General features: G+C 73.4%; 12 protein-coding genes. 4 read left to right on the top strand and 8 right to left on the bottom strand.

Translation table 11 applies throughout. From position 1 onward, the window contains the following. Positions 1–28 precede the first annotated feature (28 nt). The 5 genes from RWE79_RS03730 to RWE79_RS03710 all read right to left on the bottom strand — a co-directional run bounded on the left by RWE79_RS03730 (position 29) and on the right by RWE79_RS03710 (position 8,644). On the bottom strand, positions 29–1,243 hold the full coding sequence (locus RWE79_RS03730) for a toll/interleukin-1 receptor domain-containing protein (protein WP_475938556.1): 1,215 nt from the start codon (positions 1,241–1,243) through the stop codon (positions 29–31). 26 nt (positions 1,244–1,269) lie between these two features. After that, the gene (locus tag RWE79_RS03725) at positions 1,270–4,119 is read right to left on the bottom strand and encodes a hypothetical protein (protein ID WP_475938555.1); all 2,850 of its coding nucleotides are present in this window, start codon (positions 4,117–4,119) and stop codon (positions 1,270–1,272) included. Beyond that, positions 4,116–5,279 carry a hypothetical protein gene (locus tag RWE79_RS03720; protein WP_475938554.1) on the bottom strand — a complete coding sequence of 388 codons (1,164 nt, stop codon included), beginning with the start codon at positions 5,277–5,279 and terminating at the stop codon, positions 4,116–4,118. The genes RWE79_RS03725 and RWE79_RS03720 overlap by 4 nt, the downstream gene beginning before the upstream one ends. Beyond that, positions 5,276–6,106 (bottom strand): AAA family ATPase, encoded by an 831-nt coding sequence (locus RWE79_RS03715; protein ID WP_475938553.1) that lies wholly within the window; start codon positions 6,104–6,106, stop codon positions 5,276–5,278. The genes RWE79_RS03720 and RWE79_RS03715 overlap by 4 nt, the downstream gene beginning before the upstream one ends. Positions 6,107–6,277: 171 nt before the next feature. After that, a complete protein-coding gene (locus RWE79_RS03710; RefSeq protein WP_475938552.1) occupies positions 6,278–8,644 on the bottom strand; it encodes a large ATP-binding protein in 2,367 nt (788 codons plus the stop codon). A 132-nt stretch (positions 8,645–8,776) separates the two neighbouring features. On the opposite strand from RWE79_RS03710, the gene RWE79_RS03705 reads away from it, so the two are divergent. Both RWE79_RS03705 and RWE79_RS03700 read left to right on the top strand, forming a co-directional pair. After that, the gene (locus RWE79_RS03705) at positions 8,777–9,880 is read left to right on the top strand and encodes a hypothetical protein (RefSeq protein WP_475938551.1); all 1,104 of its coding nucleotides are present in this window, start codon (positions 8,777–8,779) and stop codon (positions 9,878–9,880) included. A 94-nt stretch (positions 9,881–9,974) separates the two neighbouring features. Beyond that, a complete protein-coding gene (locus RWE79_RS03700) occupies positions 9,975–10,826 on the top strand; it encodes a hypothetical protein (protein WP_475938550.1) in 852 nt (283 codons plus the stop codon). Between the two features lie 57 nt (positions 10,827–10,883). On the opposite strand, the gene RWE79_RS03695 is transcribed toward RWE79_RS03700, so the two are convergent. The 3 genes from RWE79_RS03695 to RWE79_RS03685 all read right to left on the bottom strand — a co-directional run bounded on the left by RWE79_RS03695 (position 10,884) and on the right by RWE79_RS03685 (position 12,987). Then, positions 10,884–11,594, bottom strand: a complete 711-nt coding sequence (locus RWE79_RS03695) for a hypothetical protein (protein ID WP_475938549.1) — start codon at positions 11,592–11,594, stop codon at positions 10,884–10,886. Positions 11,595–11,839: 245 nt separating this feature from the next. Then, positions 11,840–12,250 (bottom strand): DUF3592 domain-containing protein, encoded by a 411-nt coding sequence (locus RWE79_RS03690; RefSeq protein ID WP_475938548.1) that lies wholly within the window; start codon positions 12,248–12,250, stop codon positions 11,840–11,842. A gap of 98 nt (positions 12,251–12,348) precedes the next feature. Next, positions 12,349–12,987 (bottom strand): AAA family ATPase, encoded by a 639-nt coding sequence (locus tag RWE79_RS03685; protein ID WP_475938547.1) that lies wholly within the window; start codon positions 12,985–12,987, stop codon positions 12,349–12,351. A gap of 166 nt (positions 12,988–13,153) precedes the next feature. Here RWE79_RS03685 and RWE79_RS03680 point away from each other — a divergent pair, with 166 nt between their 5' ends. Both RWE79_RS03680 and RWE79_RS03675 read left to right on the top strand, forming a co-directional pair. Next, a complete protein-coding gene (locus tag RWE79_RS03680) occupies positions 13,154–14,638 on the top strand; it encodes a serine/threonine-protein kinase (RefSeq protein WP_475938546.1) in 1,485 nt (494 codons plus the stop codon). Between the two features lie 80 nt (positions 14,639–14,718). Further along, positions 14,719–15,339, top strand: coding sequence for a class I SAM-dependent methyltransferase (locus RWE79_RS03675; protein ID WP_475938545.1), 621 nt, complete (start codon positions 14,719–14,721; stop codon positions 15,337–15,339). Positions 15,340–15,470: the final 131 nt, after the last annotated feature.

Raw genomic sequence — 15,470 nt, 5'->3', positions numbered from 1 at the left:
CCGGGAAGGGGTCCCGGGAGGAGGCAGGTCAATTGCTCCAGGAGGTCGCGTACTTGCGGACGAATCTTCGTACGGTGCGGTTCATCTCCTCCTCCCGTGGCTCCGGCAGACCGTCCAGCCGGGTGTGGGCCCCGGCGGCGCCCAGGAGTTCTCCGTCGACGACGAACAGCAGCAGGATGCCCACCGGGAAGGCGTCGCCGAGGCCCCGGAGCAGATCGGGGTCGGGAGGATGCGGCACGATCACCACCACCGGCCCGAAGTCCCGTTCGTGTTCCCGCAGTGTCTCCTCGTCGTAGACGTCGACATCCCCCAGGAGGTCCTGGATGCCGGCCACCAGGCTGTTCAGGACGCCGTCCCCCGCGGTGATGGGCACCACGAAGTGATCCCAGGGCAGGGGCTGTTCGCTGGCCCGGTGGACGTACCGCCGCGCGGTCTCGGTGGACCGCGCGGGCAGCACCGCGAACCGGGGCGGCGCGTCCTGGAGCACCTCGTGCATCCGGGAGGCGTCCGCGGCCGGCACCCGGGCATGGGTCACGCTGAGCTCGATCAGCTCACGTGAGGCCGTGAGCGCCTGGAGCGGCAGCAGCTCGGTGAGCGCGGCGCGCAGCGGATCCGCCTCGGGTTCACTCCTGCGTTCGGTCAGCAGCCCCGAGGCCACCCGGTGACGCATCAGGGGTGACAGCATCTCCGGCGCGACACCGAGCGTCGAACCGGCCCGGCTCAGACTGGGATCGTCCACCTCGCGCAGATGATGGACGAGACGGTGGTGGACCCGGGACCCGTTCAGCCCCGCACGCATCAGCTCCAACTGCGGTGCGATGCCGCGTCGTACGGCCTCCATGTCGTCGTCCCCCGGCCACTCCACGGTCTGCCGCCGCGTCGGGTTGAGCGACCCCAGCCGGCTCTTCTCCAGTGCCTGGAGGTCCACTTCCGGCAGCATCAGCAGGATCACCGGGAAACCGTCGTGCCGGTTGCGCAGTTCCGCCATGGCGAGTTCGTTCTGTACGTGCGGCGACTGGATGGCGTGGACGGAGACGATCAGGAGCATGCCGTGCGCGCTCCCCATTCCGTCGGAGATGGCCTCCATCCAGTCCTGCCCGGGCACCAGCGAGTCCCGGTCCACGACGACCGGTTCGCAGCCCTCCTCCACCAGCAGGTCCACCACGGCACGCCGCGCGGGCCAGCAGCTGCAGCCGCACTTCTGGGGCTCACTGCGGCTGAGGAAGACGTGGGGACGGGACATGGCACTCCTCGCGCTCTTTCGGGACGTCAACGGGCGGGCGAACCGGCGGGGTTCGCCGCGACCGGCGTCGTATGCGGGTGCGGGTGTCGTACGGGGCGCAGCCGGAACCAGCGCGTGCCGCCGGGGCCGAGGGCGACGGAAAAGACACCACCGGCCGGCCGGATCACCTCCGGGGCCGCGCGGGCCGGCGGGTCCGGGTCGTCGCGGGCGATCTCGATCAGCTCGGCCTGCGGTTCCGGGGGCGGTACGGGGACACGCGCGGTGACCGGGACACCGGCGGAACTGGTCAGGCACAGCACGCTCTGACCGGCGTGGTGCCGCAGCACGGCGGTGACCCGCGGCTCACCGGCCGGCACCACCTCGACCCCGCCGTGGCGCAGGGCCAGCTGTCCGGCCCGCGCGGCCAGCAGGGTACGCAGCCGCCGCGGACCCGGCGCGGCCGAGGCCAGCAGGGTGTGCGGGACCTCATGGCATCCGGGCAGGGCCAGCAGCAGGCACGCCCGCAGGTGCGGCACGGTGCCGGGCAGGGCCCAGACCCGCCCCGGGCCCGTCACCGCCGCGGGACCGTCGGGCGGCGGCCCGACGGTCAGATGGCAGCCCGCGCCGCTCGCCCCGCCCCCGTCCGCTCCCCGGCCGCTGTCCGCGCCCCCGCCGCTGTCCGTGCCGCTCGCCCCCGTGGCGTCGGATCCGGCCGCCGCCACCAGCGCCACCTGCGGATAGGCGTCCACGAGATGGCGCAGCCGCCGCACCAGAGCGGCGGGCCAGTGGCCGTCACCGATGAGCCGGAGGCCGTCGACCCGCTGTTCCAGCAATCCGTACGCCCGCTCCAGTACGTCCGCGGCCGAGGCGGTCGCATCCGGCGGCCGGAGATCCGCCATCACCCGCAGGGTCTGTTCGCGGGCCTGCCCGCTCAACGCGGCGAACCGCCCGGAGCCCGGCTCCAGCGACGCGGACAGGCAGACGTGGCCGACGCCCCAGCGGCGGATCCGCGTCGGCAGCGCCGAATCCCCTCCCGGCAGCGACATCCCGACCGTGTCATGAAGCCAGCCGGGCCCGGAGCCGTCCGGGGAGACGGGCAGCGGGCCGGGGGTGATCAGATGCGTACGGTCGTCCTCGGAGCGGATCTCCAGCTCCCCGCCGGTGCCGGTCAGCAGCAGCCGTCCGTCCGGCGCCGGGTGCACCTCCCGTACCCGGAAGGACACCGGGACGGTGGTGGCCGCCCCGCCCGCCGGCCACGGCAGCCGCGTCAGACGCGGGCCGCCGTCCGCCGCCACGACGAGGCCGGCGCCGGCGAGCACGGTCAGCGAGGTCGCGGGCGCCGGCAGGAGGCCCAGGGCCCGCGCGGTGTCCGCGACGGCCGGTGACTCCGCGTCGTCGTGGACCTCCCGGATGTTTCTGCCGGGCAGGCCGTGGACCGTCCCGTCAGCGCCGGCCCACACCACCGCCCCGGACGCCGGGTCGCCGCCCAGCGCGGTGACCTCGGGTCCGGCCGCGCGCACCCGGACCGTGGTCCCGTCGCCGGAGGGCAGCCGGTGCACGGTGACCGCACCGCCCGCCTCGGCCACCGCCACCACCCCCGCCCGGGCCGAGCACCACAGGCGCACCACCTCGGCGGAGTGCGACAGCACGCCCACCACCCGCCGGGGGTCGCCGTCCCGGGCCAGGACCACCTCGGTCCCCGACGCCAGGCACAGCACATCCGTCTGCTCCGCCCGCGACCAGCCCAGCGCCGCCGGCTCGGCCCGCAGCCGGTGAAGGACACTGTCCGCCGCCCCGTCCAGAGCCGTCGTCACCACATGCAGGCCGCTCCCGGTCACCGCGGCCGTGGCGGGCGGGCCCGCGTCCGCCACGGCCAGCAGCCGCGGCGTCCCGGGGAGTCCCAGCGACAGCACGGCATCGCCGTCGTCGACACGCAGCACGGTCCGCCCGTCCGCGGTCACCGCCACCGCCCCCCGGTGACCGGCCCGGGCGGAGCGCACGGTGCCGCCCAGTTCGGCCTGAGCGGTCAGGACCGTCCCGTCGGCGAGTGCCTCGGCTACGACGCCGGCACCGAGCGCGGCACGCTCCCCGTCGTGCAGGTCCAGTTCGTGCCAGCCGGCGCCCGGCAGCGCGCCCCGCAGCCGCAGCCTGACCCGGGCGGCGCCGCTCGCCTGGCAGACCAGGGCGTCCCGCTCCGGAGGACGCGTGAACACGATGCCCTCGGCCTCCGCCCGCACACCGATGTCCACCTCGCTGTGGACCAGCGCGCGTGCCGCCCGTACGTCACCCTCGCCGGCCCGGGCGACCAGGCTGTGCGGCGGATCCATCCCCAGCCGCTCGGCGGCCATCACCTGGAGCTGCCAGGCGGCGGCGGCCTCCCGCACGCCCCGCGGCAGCCTGGGCAGGAAGCGCAGCACCCAGCGGCTGGCCTCCGCCGCCCGGTTCCCATGGCCCCGTATCTCGTGGACGAGGGGGGCCAGCGCCTGCTCGACATCGGCCTCGGAGGGTTCCGGTTCGACGGTCCCGCGCCACAGCAGTTCCTCGAAGCTCCGTACCAGAGGCGGTGCGCAGCGGTGCGCCGAGCGGGTGAAGTCCCGTACCGAGCCGAGGAAGTCGCGGTCGTGGGAGGACAGCTCCTGCCGCAGTTCCGCGCTCACCTCCGGGTACAGCACCAGCGCGCGGCTGTCCGCCGCCTCCACCAGCGGCGAGAACCACAGCCTGGCCTCCAGGCCGATGCCGCTGAGCGGTACGAAACGAAGCCGGGCCTCCCGTACGAAGTAGGGCTCGGCCTGCGCGGCGAGGCACAGCGACTGGGCCAGCCGGACCACATCGGGCTGGCCCTGGCGCTGCTCGGCGATCAGCCGGAAGGCGCTGCCGCGTTCAGGGGCGACGGTCATGTGCCCCGCCCTCTTCTGCGCCGGTCCCTGCGGGTCTCCGCCTGGGCCAGCCGCACCGAGGTCCGGCGGTCCAGCGGCAGCAGCGTCACCGTCTGCCGGATCGCGGCCGGGTACGACTGGGGTGGGAACGGGGTCAGGCAGGTGACGGGGTTGCCCGCGTGCCGCAGCCGCCGCAGATAGGGCACCCAGTCCGGGGGAGAGGAGCCGTGGCGGCCGGGCAGCGGCGGCTGGAGATGGCCGAGGTCCGACATGAGGAGGACCGGCTGTCCGTGCGGCGGGACCGGGTGCGGCTCCCAGGCGCGTCCGCCGTCACCGCTCGCGCCCTGCGTGATGCGGAAGTCCAGGATTCTGAGCTGGCCGGGGGGCAGGATGCGGGCGGCGAGTTGCGCGATCCACGTCTGGTCGTGCCGGAACGGCCGCATCGACTCCCCGCGGTCGAGCAGCAGATGCACCCCGGCCCGGGTGGTCGGCCGCCGCCGGTAGGGGACACGGGGGTGCGGGGTGAGACCGCCGGCCAGCCCGTGCATGACCATCTCCAGCAGCCGGGGATGGTCGACCGTCCTTCCCGCCACGTCCGTACTTGCCACCGCGAGCAGGATGGCGCGCTCGGTACGCGGGTTCCACGGCGAGGCGGGAGGCGGGGGTTGCGCCGTCCACGGCGTGCCGAAGATCTCGCCGCTCCGGCCGTCCCCGGGGCCGGGCGGCCCGCCGGTGTCCTCCGGCGCCGGCTGCCGGCCCGGCTCGGTCGCTCCGGCCGGCGGACGCGGCGGACGCACCGTCAGCAGCGAGGCACCGGTGGCGGCAACCGCCCCTGCGGCCGCCGCGGGAGCGGCCTGCGGCGCTGCGCCGACCGGATCCCGTACGGGCTCCGCCGCGCGGGGGCGGCCGTCCGGCACCGGACGGTTCACGGCGGGACGATCGCCGGCCGGACGGTTCACGGGCACCGGACGGCCGCCGGACACCTGCCGGGGCGTGGGCGCCGGACGGGAGCCGGTCGGCGGCGCGCCGGGACCGCCCGCGGACGCCGCGTCACGGGGCCGCTCGGGGGCGAACTCCAGTCCCATGGCCGAGGCCAGCCCGGCCAGCCCGTCCGTGCTGGACACCTCCAGGACGCGCGCCGCCCGCAGCAGGTCCCCCAGATGGACCTGACTGCGGCTCATACGGCCGGTGGGACGTCGGCAGCGGTCTTGACCATCGCGAACCCCGCGACCGCCCGCCACTCCGGCGAGTCCGCCGTCAGGCCCATCTGCCGGCAGGCCCTCAGGGTGTCCAGGAACTCCGCGGTGCTCGCCGTCGGGCGTGCGGAGACCGAACCGTTCTCGAACACCTCGGCCAGTTCCCCGGTGAGCACGGCGTCGTAGTCCTGGCCCATGTGCAACCGGGCCACTTTCAGCAGGTGCGCACGGGTCGGGGCCTGCAGGGTCAGCGGGATGCAGCGGCGCCTGAAGGCGGCCGACAGCTCGCGCTCCTCATTGCTGGTGATCACCACGAGCGGTGCCCCGATCCCCGGGGAGGCCGACACGATCCGCCGGTCGGGCCCCTCGAAGCGCAGGTTGTTCAGCGGATCCAGCAGGGCGTCCGGGACGTCCGGATCCGCCTTGTCGATCTCGTCGATCAGTACGACGGCGGGCCGGCCGCGCCGCTCCGGGGAGGCCTCGTCGTCCATCCCGGGATCGAGGGCCTTCCACAGCGGACCGGGACGGAAGTAGGCACGCGACCCGGAGGCCTCCAGTATCCCCTGCTGGGCGTCGTTGAGCTGCCGGAAGGCCTCCTCCCGCCACAGCAGGTCGTGCGGCTCGGTGCGCGCGGTGGCGACCTCGCAGTAGTAGCGATGGCCCATCAGCCGGGCGACGTTCGGGGCGAGGGTCGACTTCCCCGAGCCGGGCGGGCCGAGCACCAGCAGCGGACGGCCGGTGGCCAGCGCGATGTTGACGGCGAGGACGGTACGGTCGTCGAAGAGATAGACCTGGTCGTCGGGCCGTGCCACGCTGCGCCCCTGGACGGGGCACGCCGGTGGGGGACTGCCGGACTCCTCAAGTAACTCGGGGTCGAAAAGCTTGACGTAGCCCACTGCTTCCCCCAGCTCCCATGTACTACGAATCGCCCTCCGGACGACTGTAGCCGACACCCCGGCCGCCCTTGAAGATCTCCCGCCCCCTCAGTCGGGGCATCCCGCGCGCACCCGTATCTCCGGAAGGGCGGCGGACACCTCCGGCAGGCCGGGCGGCTGCTCCCCGGAGGCCCCGGAGGCCTCCAGCTCGACACGGCTCAGCCAGGGTGTGCGGTACAGGCTCTCGTGGCCGAGCCGGGGCGGCCATGGTGCGACGGTCAGGAACATGACGGTGGAGGACTCCAGCGCGGCGAGGTCCCGCAGCGCTGGGCAGCGCAGCACCCGCAGTGAGCGCAGTGACCGGCACCCGGTCAGCCGGGGCAGCGAGGTGAGCCGGGGGTTGTCCGCGAGTACCAGCGCACGCAGGCCCGGCAGCCGGTGCAGGAACTCCTCCAGTCCGTCGACGGGTCCCTCGCAGCGCAGTTCCGGCACCTCGACCCGGCCGACGAGTGCCCGCAGCTCGGCTCGTGACCGGACGACGGCAGGCGCCGGGGGCGGCTCGACCGCCGTACGCCGGGCGGCGACCAGTCTTCGCAGCGGGCGGTCGAGGACCGTCAGCCCGTCACGGCCCGGCCCGCTCCGGACCTCGGCGGTACGTAACCGACGTACCAGTTCGACGAGTTCGGGAGAGTGCTGCTGAGCGACGAGGTGTTCGGCGTCCACATCCCGTACGACGGCGAGGTGATGGGCGGCGAGGAAGGTCCTGACCGCCGGATCGGGGAAGGCGACGCTGCCCGGGCCGGTGCCGAAGAGCATGCCCGCGACATCGGCCAGCGCGGCCAGCAGACGTTCGGGCGAGGTGGCCCCCGAGGCCCCGGCGACCTGCTGCTTCCCCAGCGCGGTCAGTGCCGTCCGCAGGGGCACGGCGGAGCTGTCGAGGCCCAGCGTGGCGACCGCCAGGCCGCCGGCGGCCGCGCGCAGCACGCTGTCGGGCACCTGGTCCGTGCCGTCGCGCACCGCGGACGTCGGGGGAGCGCCGTCCACCGGATCCCGCCGCCACACCGCCGAGATCCCGGAGCGCAGCAGCTGGAGCCGGGGCGGCAGCCCCTCAGGGGCGGGGCCGTCATCGTCGCCGTCATCGTGGCCGTCGCCGTGGCCATGGCCGCGTGCGGTCCGCCAGATCGCGGCGGCGGCGGCCGGGCGGCCGGCGATCCCGCCGAGCACCGGGTCCCTCTCCAGGTGCCGCACCAGCAGCTCGGACACCCGCTGGTCCCCGGCTCCGGAGCCCGCGAGGGAACCCAGCAGCGTGCGGACGCCGGGCGGGTCCAGGGGCTGGAGGAAGGCGATGCGGAAGAGGCCGTCCAGCCGCTCCCAGGGCACCTCGGTGCCGTTCGTGACGATGACGCACGGCGCCTGGGGATGGGCGTGCAGCAGACGCAGTACCGACTCCCAGGTGGCGGCACGGTTGCGCGCCGGCACCGAGTCGAGGTCGTCGACGGCCACGAAGGCCTGACCGGCGCGCAGTTGGCGTGCCGCCCAGCCCGCCGGCTCCTGCCGGCTCACGGCCGGGGCGAGGGCCGCCGCCAGTCCGTCCAGGGGCGGCAGGGCTCCCGAGGCGGCCGACAGCAGGAACGGGACCCGGCAGCCCCAGGGAACCAGGCCGCTCCGGCCCGGCGCCTGTTCGTTCTCGCCGAGTATCCGTGCGGCGAGCCCGGCCAGTTCGGTGCTGCGGCCCGATCCCGCCGGGCCGACGAGCAGGAAGCGCCGTCCCAGCTCCGGGAGGCGTTCCCCGGGGACGGTCTCCTGCGTACCGCCGTCGCCGGGGACCCGGAGCAGGCGGCTCAACGGTGCCGTGGCGTACGGGGCCAGCTCCTTGCGGAACTGCTCGGTGAAGGACAGGTCGTCCGCGCCGAGACCTCGCGGCAGTTCGTGCGCGGGCCGGTTCTCGTAGCGGGGGGCCGGTGCGACGCCCTCGACCGCCGCGACCAGGTGTGCCACGATCCCCGACAGGACCGCGTCCAGCGCACGGCGGTAACGGGGAGCCTGCATGGTCATGAGGGCCAGACCGAGCGAGCGGTACTCCGGGGGCTGCCCGGCGGTGAAGGTGTCCGCGACGGCGACCGGTTCGGGCAGGCGCTGGTCGATCGGCTCCCAGATCAGCGGCAGGACGGTCTGCGGGGCGGTGCCGGTGCGGGCCTGTCCCAGACTGCGGCGGTAGACCAGGACGGCCCAGTCGTGATCGGCCGGGCCCTCGCTGAAGTAGGCCGGGCTGCACAGGGCGAGTACGACATCCGCGGTACCGACACCGTACGACTCGGTGTCCGGGCCGCCCTTCCGCCCGTTCGGCGGGGTGATCCGGGCGAATCCCGTCCCGTCCACGGCGTCGAGACGGCTCTGGAGCTCGCCCAGGAACCTCGACACCCACGCTTCGTCCCTGCCGTGCAGATAGCTGACGGCGTAGCGGTACAGGGTCACCCACTCTCCCCCGGTGGTTGGGCCTGCGTACCTGCTTTCCAGTTTCCCACACTGGGCGTGTCACGGCCGTGGCAGAATCCGCGCACAGCAAGTCGGGCCCTTCGCGGCTACTATGATGAATTGTCAGGTAAGATGCCTAATGTATCCCACGCCGGTCTGGCCCCGGCCCTGGGAAAGAAGCAGGAAAACCTGCTCACCGCGATCCTGCGCGGAGTTCCGCTGCTCGACAGGGACAACGAGGCCCAGGACTTCGCGGATGCCGACGTCCGCCGCTTCCTGGCCGCCTTCCGGCCCCATGATGCCGCGTACGACAGCGGCGAGGTCAACCGGCTGCGGCCGCGCGTGCTGGACGCCGTGATCGGAGCGCAGGCCCGGCGCCACGGCTACATCAAGGGACTGCCCCAGCAGGGCGTGGAGCCGCTGCTGCGGGCCGCGGCCCGCGCGGTGCGTTCGCCTGTCGTGCTGCGGGTGGTGTTCGGCGCGACCACCCGTGTTCCGCTGCGGGCACTGAGCTATGTACTCCCGGCCGTGCACATGGTGGCCCGCGTGTCGGCTGCCGCCTATCGCGCCCCGTACCTCCAGGTGGTGCTGACCGGCTCGCTCGGCGGCCGCATCAACGACATGCCCGAGGACACCGTCGCCGACGAGAAGGCCCTGCTCACCGACTGTCTGGACCGTCTCCTGAGGCACCTCGCCCCGGTCGGCCGGTTCGGTGTCTACGGCGACCGCTCACCGGCCGTCGCGATCGGTCTGCTGAGCGAGCTGGTGGCGGAACTGACCCCGGGTCAACGCGGTCACATCCTCGAAAGGCTGAAAACCAAGGGCGGCAGCCGGACCGAGCAGCAGACCCTGCTCTACGCGGCCGCGCACGCACTGCTGCACGACCGCGGCGGAGTCCCGCTGGAGCTGGAACGCGGTACCGCCGTCCCCGACGATCCGGTGGTCATCGATATCGGCGGCCTCCAGGAACGCCACTTCCACCACGCGCGCGCGCACTTCGTGTCCCGGCCGGGAACCGACGGCCCCGGGCCGCTGGTCCTCACCCGCCACGCCGTACCGCCGTACACCACGGCCAGAGGCGGTGAGGTCGGGCTCCGGGAGTTCCTCGACGGCCGGGGCCACGACGGGGAACCGCTGACCCCCGCCGTCCTCCGCGACCTCGACCAGCTCTGGAGCACACTGTCCCCGTACGACCTGAGAGCGGTCCTCGACGCCCCGGTGGGGGCGCTGCTGTGAATCCCGCCGTGGCCTGAGTATCCGTACTCAGGCCAGGTACCGCCCCCGGCTGTCATGATGCGGGAGCTCGTGAGGGGCGGGGGAGGGACGACACATGGGTGAAGCGGGTTCCGGTGGCGGTCGTGGCAGCGGGTGCTCGTCCGGGTGCGCCGTCGGGCTCGCGCTGGCGGTGCTGGTGCTGTTCGGTCTCTACTGGGTCAGTCCGCTGCACGACCCCGGCAACGAGGGCGCGGCCCGGGCCGGGACCGTCGGACCGGCACAGTTACTGCAGGACTCCCTGGCGATCGTCTTCAACTCGCCCAACGGGGGCTTCGGTCTGGGCAACGAGGGTACCTTCGACCACGAGGCCGACCGCTGGGGCGGCTCGGTGCTGGACGTACGGTCGAGGGTGACGGACGGTCGCCGGGACCTGGAGGTCGACGTCCTGTTCGTCGGTTCCGCGATGCCTAAGTTCGGCGCCTCCCGCGGCGAGGCCACGCTGGTGCACGTCTGCTACCGGTACTCCTGGCAGGGTCACGTCTACACCATCGAGCACAGCACGGTGGTCTGCCCGCCCGGCCTGCCGGACGAACCGGTCATCGACCGTGTCGCCGTTGCCACCGCGTCGCCCCCGGCCACCGTCAGGGGCACGATGCGGGACGAGCGCGCCCTCGCCGACCGGATCACCGAACAGATGTCGGCGGGCGGGGGCGACGCCTATCCCACCCGGCGCTATGTGGCCGCACTCGTACGTATGGCGCACATCAGCGCCGACATTCCCCGGTCGATCGCCGTGCGGCAGGAGATCGGCCTGATCGCGCTCGGCACGCGTCATGCCTGCGTGTTCGGTGCCCTCGACAGCCACAGCATGCACACCTGGGTCGCGCCCTGGCAGGCGCCGTGCACGACGGAACGGGCCTTCCAGGGATACGGGCTCACCAAGTGGCCGCCAATGGAAGCGTCCTGACGATCAGACGGAGAATTCTCGGGGGCCCGCCCCACCCGGGGGCGCCTGGGACAGCCCTCAGGCCTGCTGGCGGTGGCGGCCCCGGTGCTGGTGGCCGTTCTCGCCGTTGTGCTGCTGGGCGCGGTGCTTGCCCCGGCTGCCGCTCTGGTCGAGCCGGTGCGAGCCGGTCGATGACGACGACATGGCGTGCCGCAGACCGGAGCGCTTCGCCCCCGCATGCCTGGGTGCCGCGTGCTTCGGGCCGCCGGCGGCAACCGGCGCGGACGCCGGGGGAGTGGACGCGGCGGCCTTGGAGGGCTTGGACGCGGCGGCCCTGGAAGGCGTGGTCGTGTGCTTCGCGGGAACCGTCGCCGGGGTGAGCTCGGATACCGAGGCGATGGTCTCGATACGGTCCTGCGCGGTGGGGAGCGAGGCGGCGTGGTCCGGCGTCGAGGGCAACGCCGGGGCCGCCTGGCCGAGTCCGGGACTGAGGTGCGGCCCGACTCCGGCGCTGCTGGTCGCGCCCGCGACGGTGTCCGGCTGCGGTCCGCGGGTGCCCATCACCGTCGCGACGAGCGCGAGGGTGCCGGCCGCGACGAGTCCGGAGGCCCGCAGGCGGTACCGGGCCGGCCGGAGCCCGGTGGAGTGACGCGGCCCCTGTTCCCGGGTGAGGTCGGTCCACTCCTCCGCTACCGGGTGAGGTTGGTCGGCCGTCTCGAACAGTGCCAGCAGACCTTCCGGCAGGGGCTGTCTCTCCCCGCCCGCCGGTCTCCTGGTGCCGTCCGGCAAGTAGGGGCGTATCCGTGTGGGGGAAAAGTCTTCTGGGTCATCGGCACGCAACTGCGTTCCTCCTCAAGGGAGTTGAACATGATCACCACGAGCTGCGCCATGGTACCCAACGTGAAGATCTTCTGGTCGAATTTGGTGAAGAGTGATGAAGGAATGTGAGCAACCGGTGTGCGTTGTCCGTCATGACCGCCGCCGACAGGCTCCGACGGGGCGGCGGAGGGTGATGAAGGGCTGCCTCGGGGCGGTCACCGCGACAGGGCGATGAACACCGCGACACTCAGGAACGCCGCACCGCCGAGGAACAGGAAGAGTACCGGCCCGCTCATGTGCCGGCCCATCAGCACCCGCGCGGCCTGCGGGTCGTCCGCCAGGTACACCACCGGTACCTCCCGCCCGGTGGCCAGCCCCATCCCGGTTCCGCGCATCCGCGGCGTGAACTCCACCCGGTAGCCCCGCTGGTCGACGAAGGCGATCACCGGCGCCCACTCGGGCCCCGAACCACGGTCGCCGGTCCGTACGTTGTCGACCACGAGGCCCCGCGTACGTATCCCCTGCCGCCGTAACCGCCGCACCAGAACGGCATCCCGCAGGGCGACCCCCAGGAGCAGCACGGAGACCGTCCCGCAGACCAGGACGCTCGTGTGGTCATCCGACATGTCGCCGCCTCTTCCGTCTCACCGGATCTGAATGAACTCCCGGAGACAGGGGGACGCGGTGCCCAGGTGTTCGGTTGCCGCCCCGCCGAAGGCCGCACTCACCGTCCGGCGGCCGGCCGCCCCACCGTCTCCTGGGCGCGGGCGGCAGCGAGGACCGAGTCCACCAGGTCCGCGACGGTCCGGTGGCCGCCCGCTTCGACGAGGGCGAGGCCCAGGTGGCCGACGGCATCCAGCATGAGTGCCGCGTACCGCTCGGTGCGGGCCAGGAACTGGTCCATCAGGTGCCGTTCCCGCCGCGTCGCCTCCTCGTAGCGGCCGGCCGCGCGCACCCGGGCGCGGAGCGTCCGCTCGTCGGCGGTCAGCCACACGGCCGCCGTGTGCGGGACTTCCAGCCGCGCGACGCGAACGGGCCACAGCGCGGACCCTTCCAGGACCAGGCCCCTCTGTGCCCCGCCCCCGGTCGCACGGGCCGTGATCAGCTCCTCGATGCGGGGCCACAGCTGCTCGTAGTGGTCCAGCACGGAGGAGATCAGCTCGTCGGTCGTGAGCGACGCGTAGTGCTCGGCGACGTGCTCCGGCACCTCCCGCTCCGCGGTTCTCCACGGCCGCCCCGGGTGCCGGGCCAGCCCGTCGGTCGACAGGCACTCGAACCCGAGCCTTTCCGCCACCGCGCGGGCGACGGTCGACTTGCCGGTGTTCGATGTTCCGCCGATCAGTACCACCCGCGGATTCCGCATGTTCAGGTTCCCAGTGATCGCGTGATCGCGGCTGTGCGTGCCGATCAAGATCTCCTTCCCGCCTGACGGCGGTCGTACACCTGCGCTATCGTGCGGCGCGTCGGCGTGCGAACCGGGATCGGCGGTGTCAGCTGTGCACGCGTTGGAAGCGAACGACCCACGCCAGGTGGGTGGGTACACCCTGCACGGCAGGCTCGGCGCGGGCGGCATGGGCGAGGTCTTCCTCGGTCAGTCGCCCGGTGGCCGGCGGGTGGCGGTCAAGGTCGTACGTCCGCACCTCGCCGCCGAGCCGGGCTTTCGCGACCGTTTCCGGCGCGAGGTCGAGGCCGCACGGCAGGTGGGCGGCTTCTGGACGGCCCCGGTGGTCGACGCGGACCCCGATGCCGCCGTGCCGTGGGTCGCCAGCCAGTACATCTCCGCCCCCGATCTCGGCGTGCTCGTCTCCCGCGAGGGCGCTCTGCCGGAGGAAGCGGTACGTCACCTGGGGGCCGGACTCGCGGAGGCGCTGGACTCCATCCACCGGGCCGGTCTTGTGCACCGGGACATGAAGCCCTCGAACGTCCTGGTCACCGACGACGGCCCGCGCGTGATCGACTTCGGCATCTCCAAGGTGCTGGAGGGCAGCACCGTACTGACCGGCAATGGCGCGGTGATCGGCACCGCGGGCTTCATGTCCCCCGAACAGGCCCTCGGCAGCCCGGTCGGCACATCGAGCGACGTCTTCTCGCTCGGTGCGGTACTCGTCTTCGCCGTCACGGGCGCCGGGCCCTTCGGCGAGGGCACCGTCCACTCGCTGCTGTACCGGGTCGTCCACGGCTCGCCCGACCTGACCGCCGTACCGGAGCGGCTCCGCCCGGTGCTGGCCGCCTGCCTCGACAAACGGCCCGAACACCGGCCCGCACCAAGGCAGTTGCTGGAGATGCTGGCCGGTGACGCGTCAGGGACATGGGCCGGGGGCAGCGGACAGGCCGCGCCCGCTCAGCCGTACCACCACCAGGCGCCCGCGCCGTCCGCACCGTTCACACCGCTCACACCGCTCGCACCGCTCGCACCGCTCACACCGCTCGCACCGCTCACGCCGAGCGACCCCGCCACCTTCTGGGTCGAGACACAGGCGGCCCGCCCCGCCGGGCGCGCCCGCCCCAAGGGCTGGCTCACCTGCCTCGTCGTCGCCGTCCTGGCGGTCGCCGGTCTCACCCTCGCCTTCTTCCACATCCTGCCCCTGAGCTTCTTCCCCTACCTGGTGGCCGGCGGCGTCGTCGCCTGGCTGATCGGCTACGCCAGGATCAGAGCCCGCCCCAGCCCGTCGGCCTCCGTACGGGTCGACACCGACGGGCTGCTCCTGAACATCGGCGGTGTGTCGCTCTACCGGCCGTGGAGCGGGCTGCTCTACGTCACGCTGCACGCCGCCTACCAGGCCGACACCGAACTGGTGACCATCAAGGCCACCCTGCCGGGCGGCGCGGGCGCGAGCGTCCCCGAGGAGTTCCGCGTCCCGGGATTCGGCGGGGACAGTGCCGTGGTCGTTCTGGCCCTGCCCACCGGCCAGGCCGCCGTCCCTCAACTGGCCGGGCTGCACACCGCCTTGCAGCGGTACGCCGTGGGCGTCTACGTCCCCGACCAGACGCTCGTCGCCAGACTGTCCCACTGACGCACGGACACCTTCCGCGGGCCGCCCCTGCCGGGCCGGCGATCGAGGCGTTCCCCGTGGTGCGGCTACCGTGTCGTGACGTGAGTACGGACGATCCCAAGGACACGGTCCGGCGCGGGTACGACGCGCTCTCCCTCCGCTATGAAGAGGCATTCTCCGCCGGGACGAAGTACCAGCCGTGGATCGGCGAGCTGCGCCGACGCCTCCCGGCCGGAGGCCAGGTGCTGGACCTGGGGTGCGGAACCGGGGTTCCCGTCGCCCGAGACCTGGCGGACGCGGGTCACCGGGTCACCGGCGTCGACATCAGCGAGGTCCAGATCGGCAGGGCCCGTCAGCTCGTGCCGGGGGCCGAGTTCATCCACGCGGACGCCACCGCCGTGGACTTCGCGCCGGCCTCCTTCGACGCGGTCGTCTCCTTGTACGCGCTGATCCACATTCCCCTCGCCGAACAACCGCCGCTGCTGGAGAACATCGCCGGATGGCTGCGACCCGGCGGCTGGTTCCTGGGCACCACCGGCCATCAGGCCTGGACCGGCGTCGACGAGGACTGGCTGGGCGGCGGGACCGCCATGTGGTGGAGTCACGCGGACGCCGCCACGAACCGGGACTGGATCACCCGGGCCGGACTCACCGTCGAACAGGAGGAGTTCGTCCCCGAGGGCGACAGCGGGCACACACTGTTCTGGGCCCGGCGCCGCTGACGCCCGGCGGAGGTTCGGTTCTCCGTCAACTCGGCGAACACGGTGCGCGGGCGGCCGGGGAGCACGGGAGCGGATCGCCGGGCAGGCCGAAACGCGGCGCGCCGGACCCGGGCGGTGGCCCGGGTCCGGCG

Source organism: Streptomyces sp. RLA131, from assembly GCF_056270125.1.
This window is presented reverse-complemented; position numbering and strand designations above follow the sequence as displayed.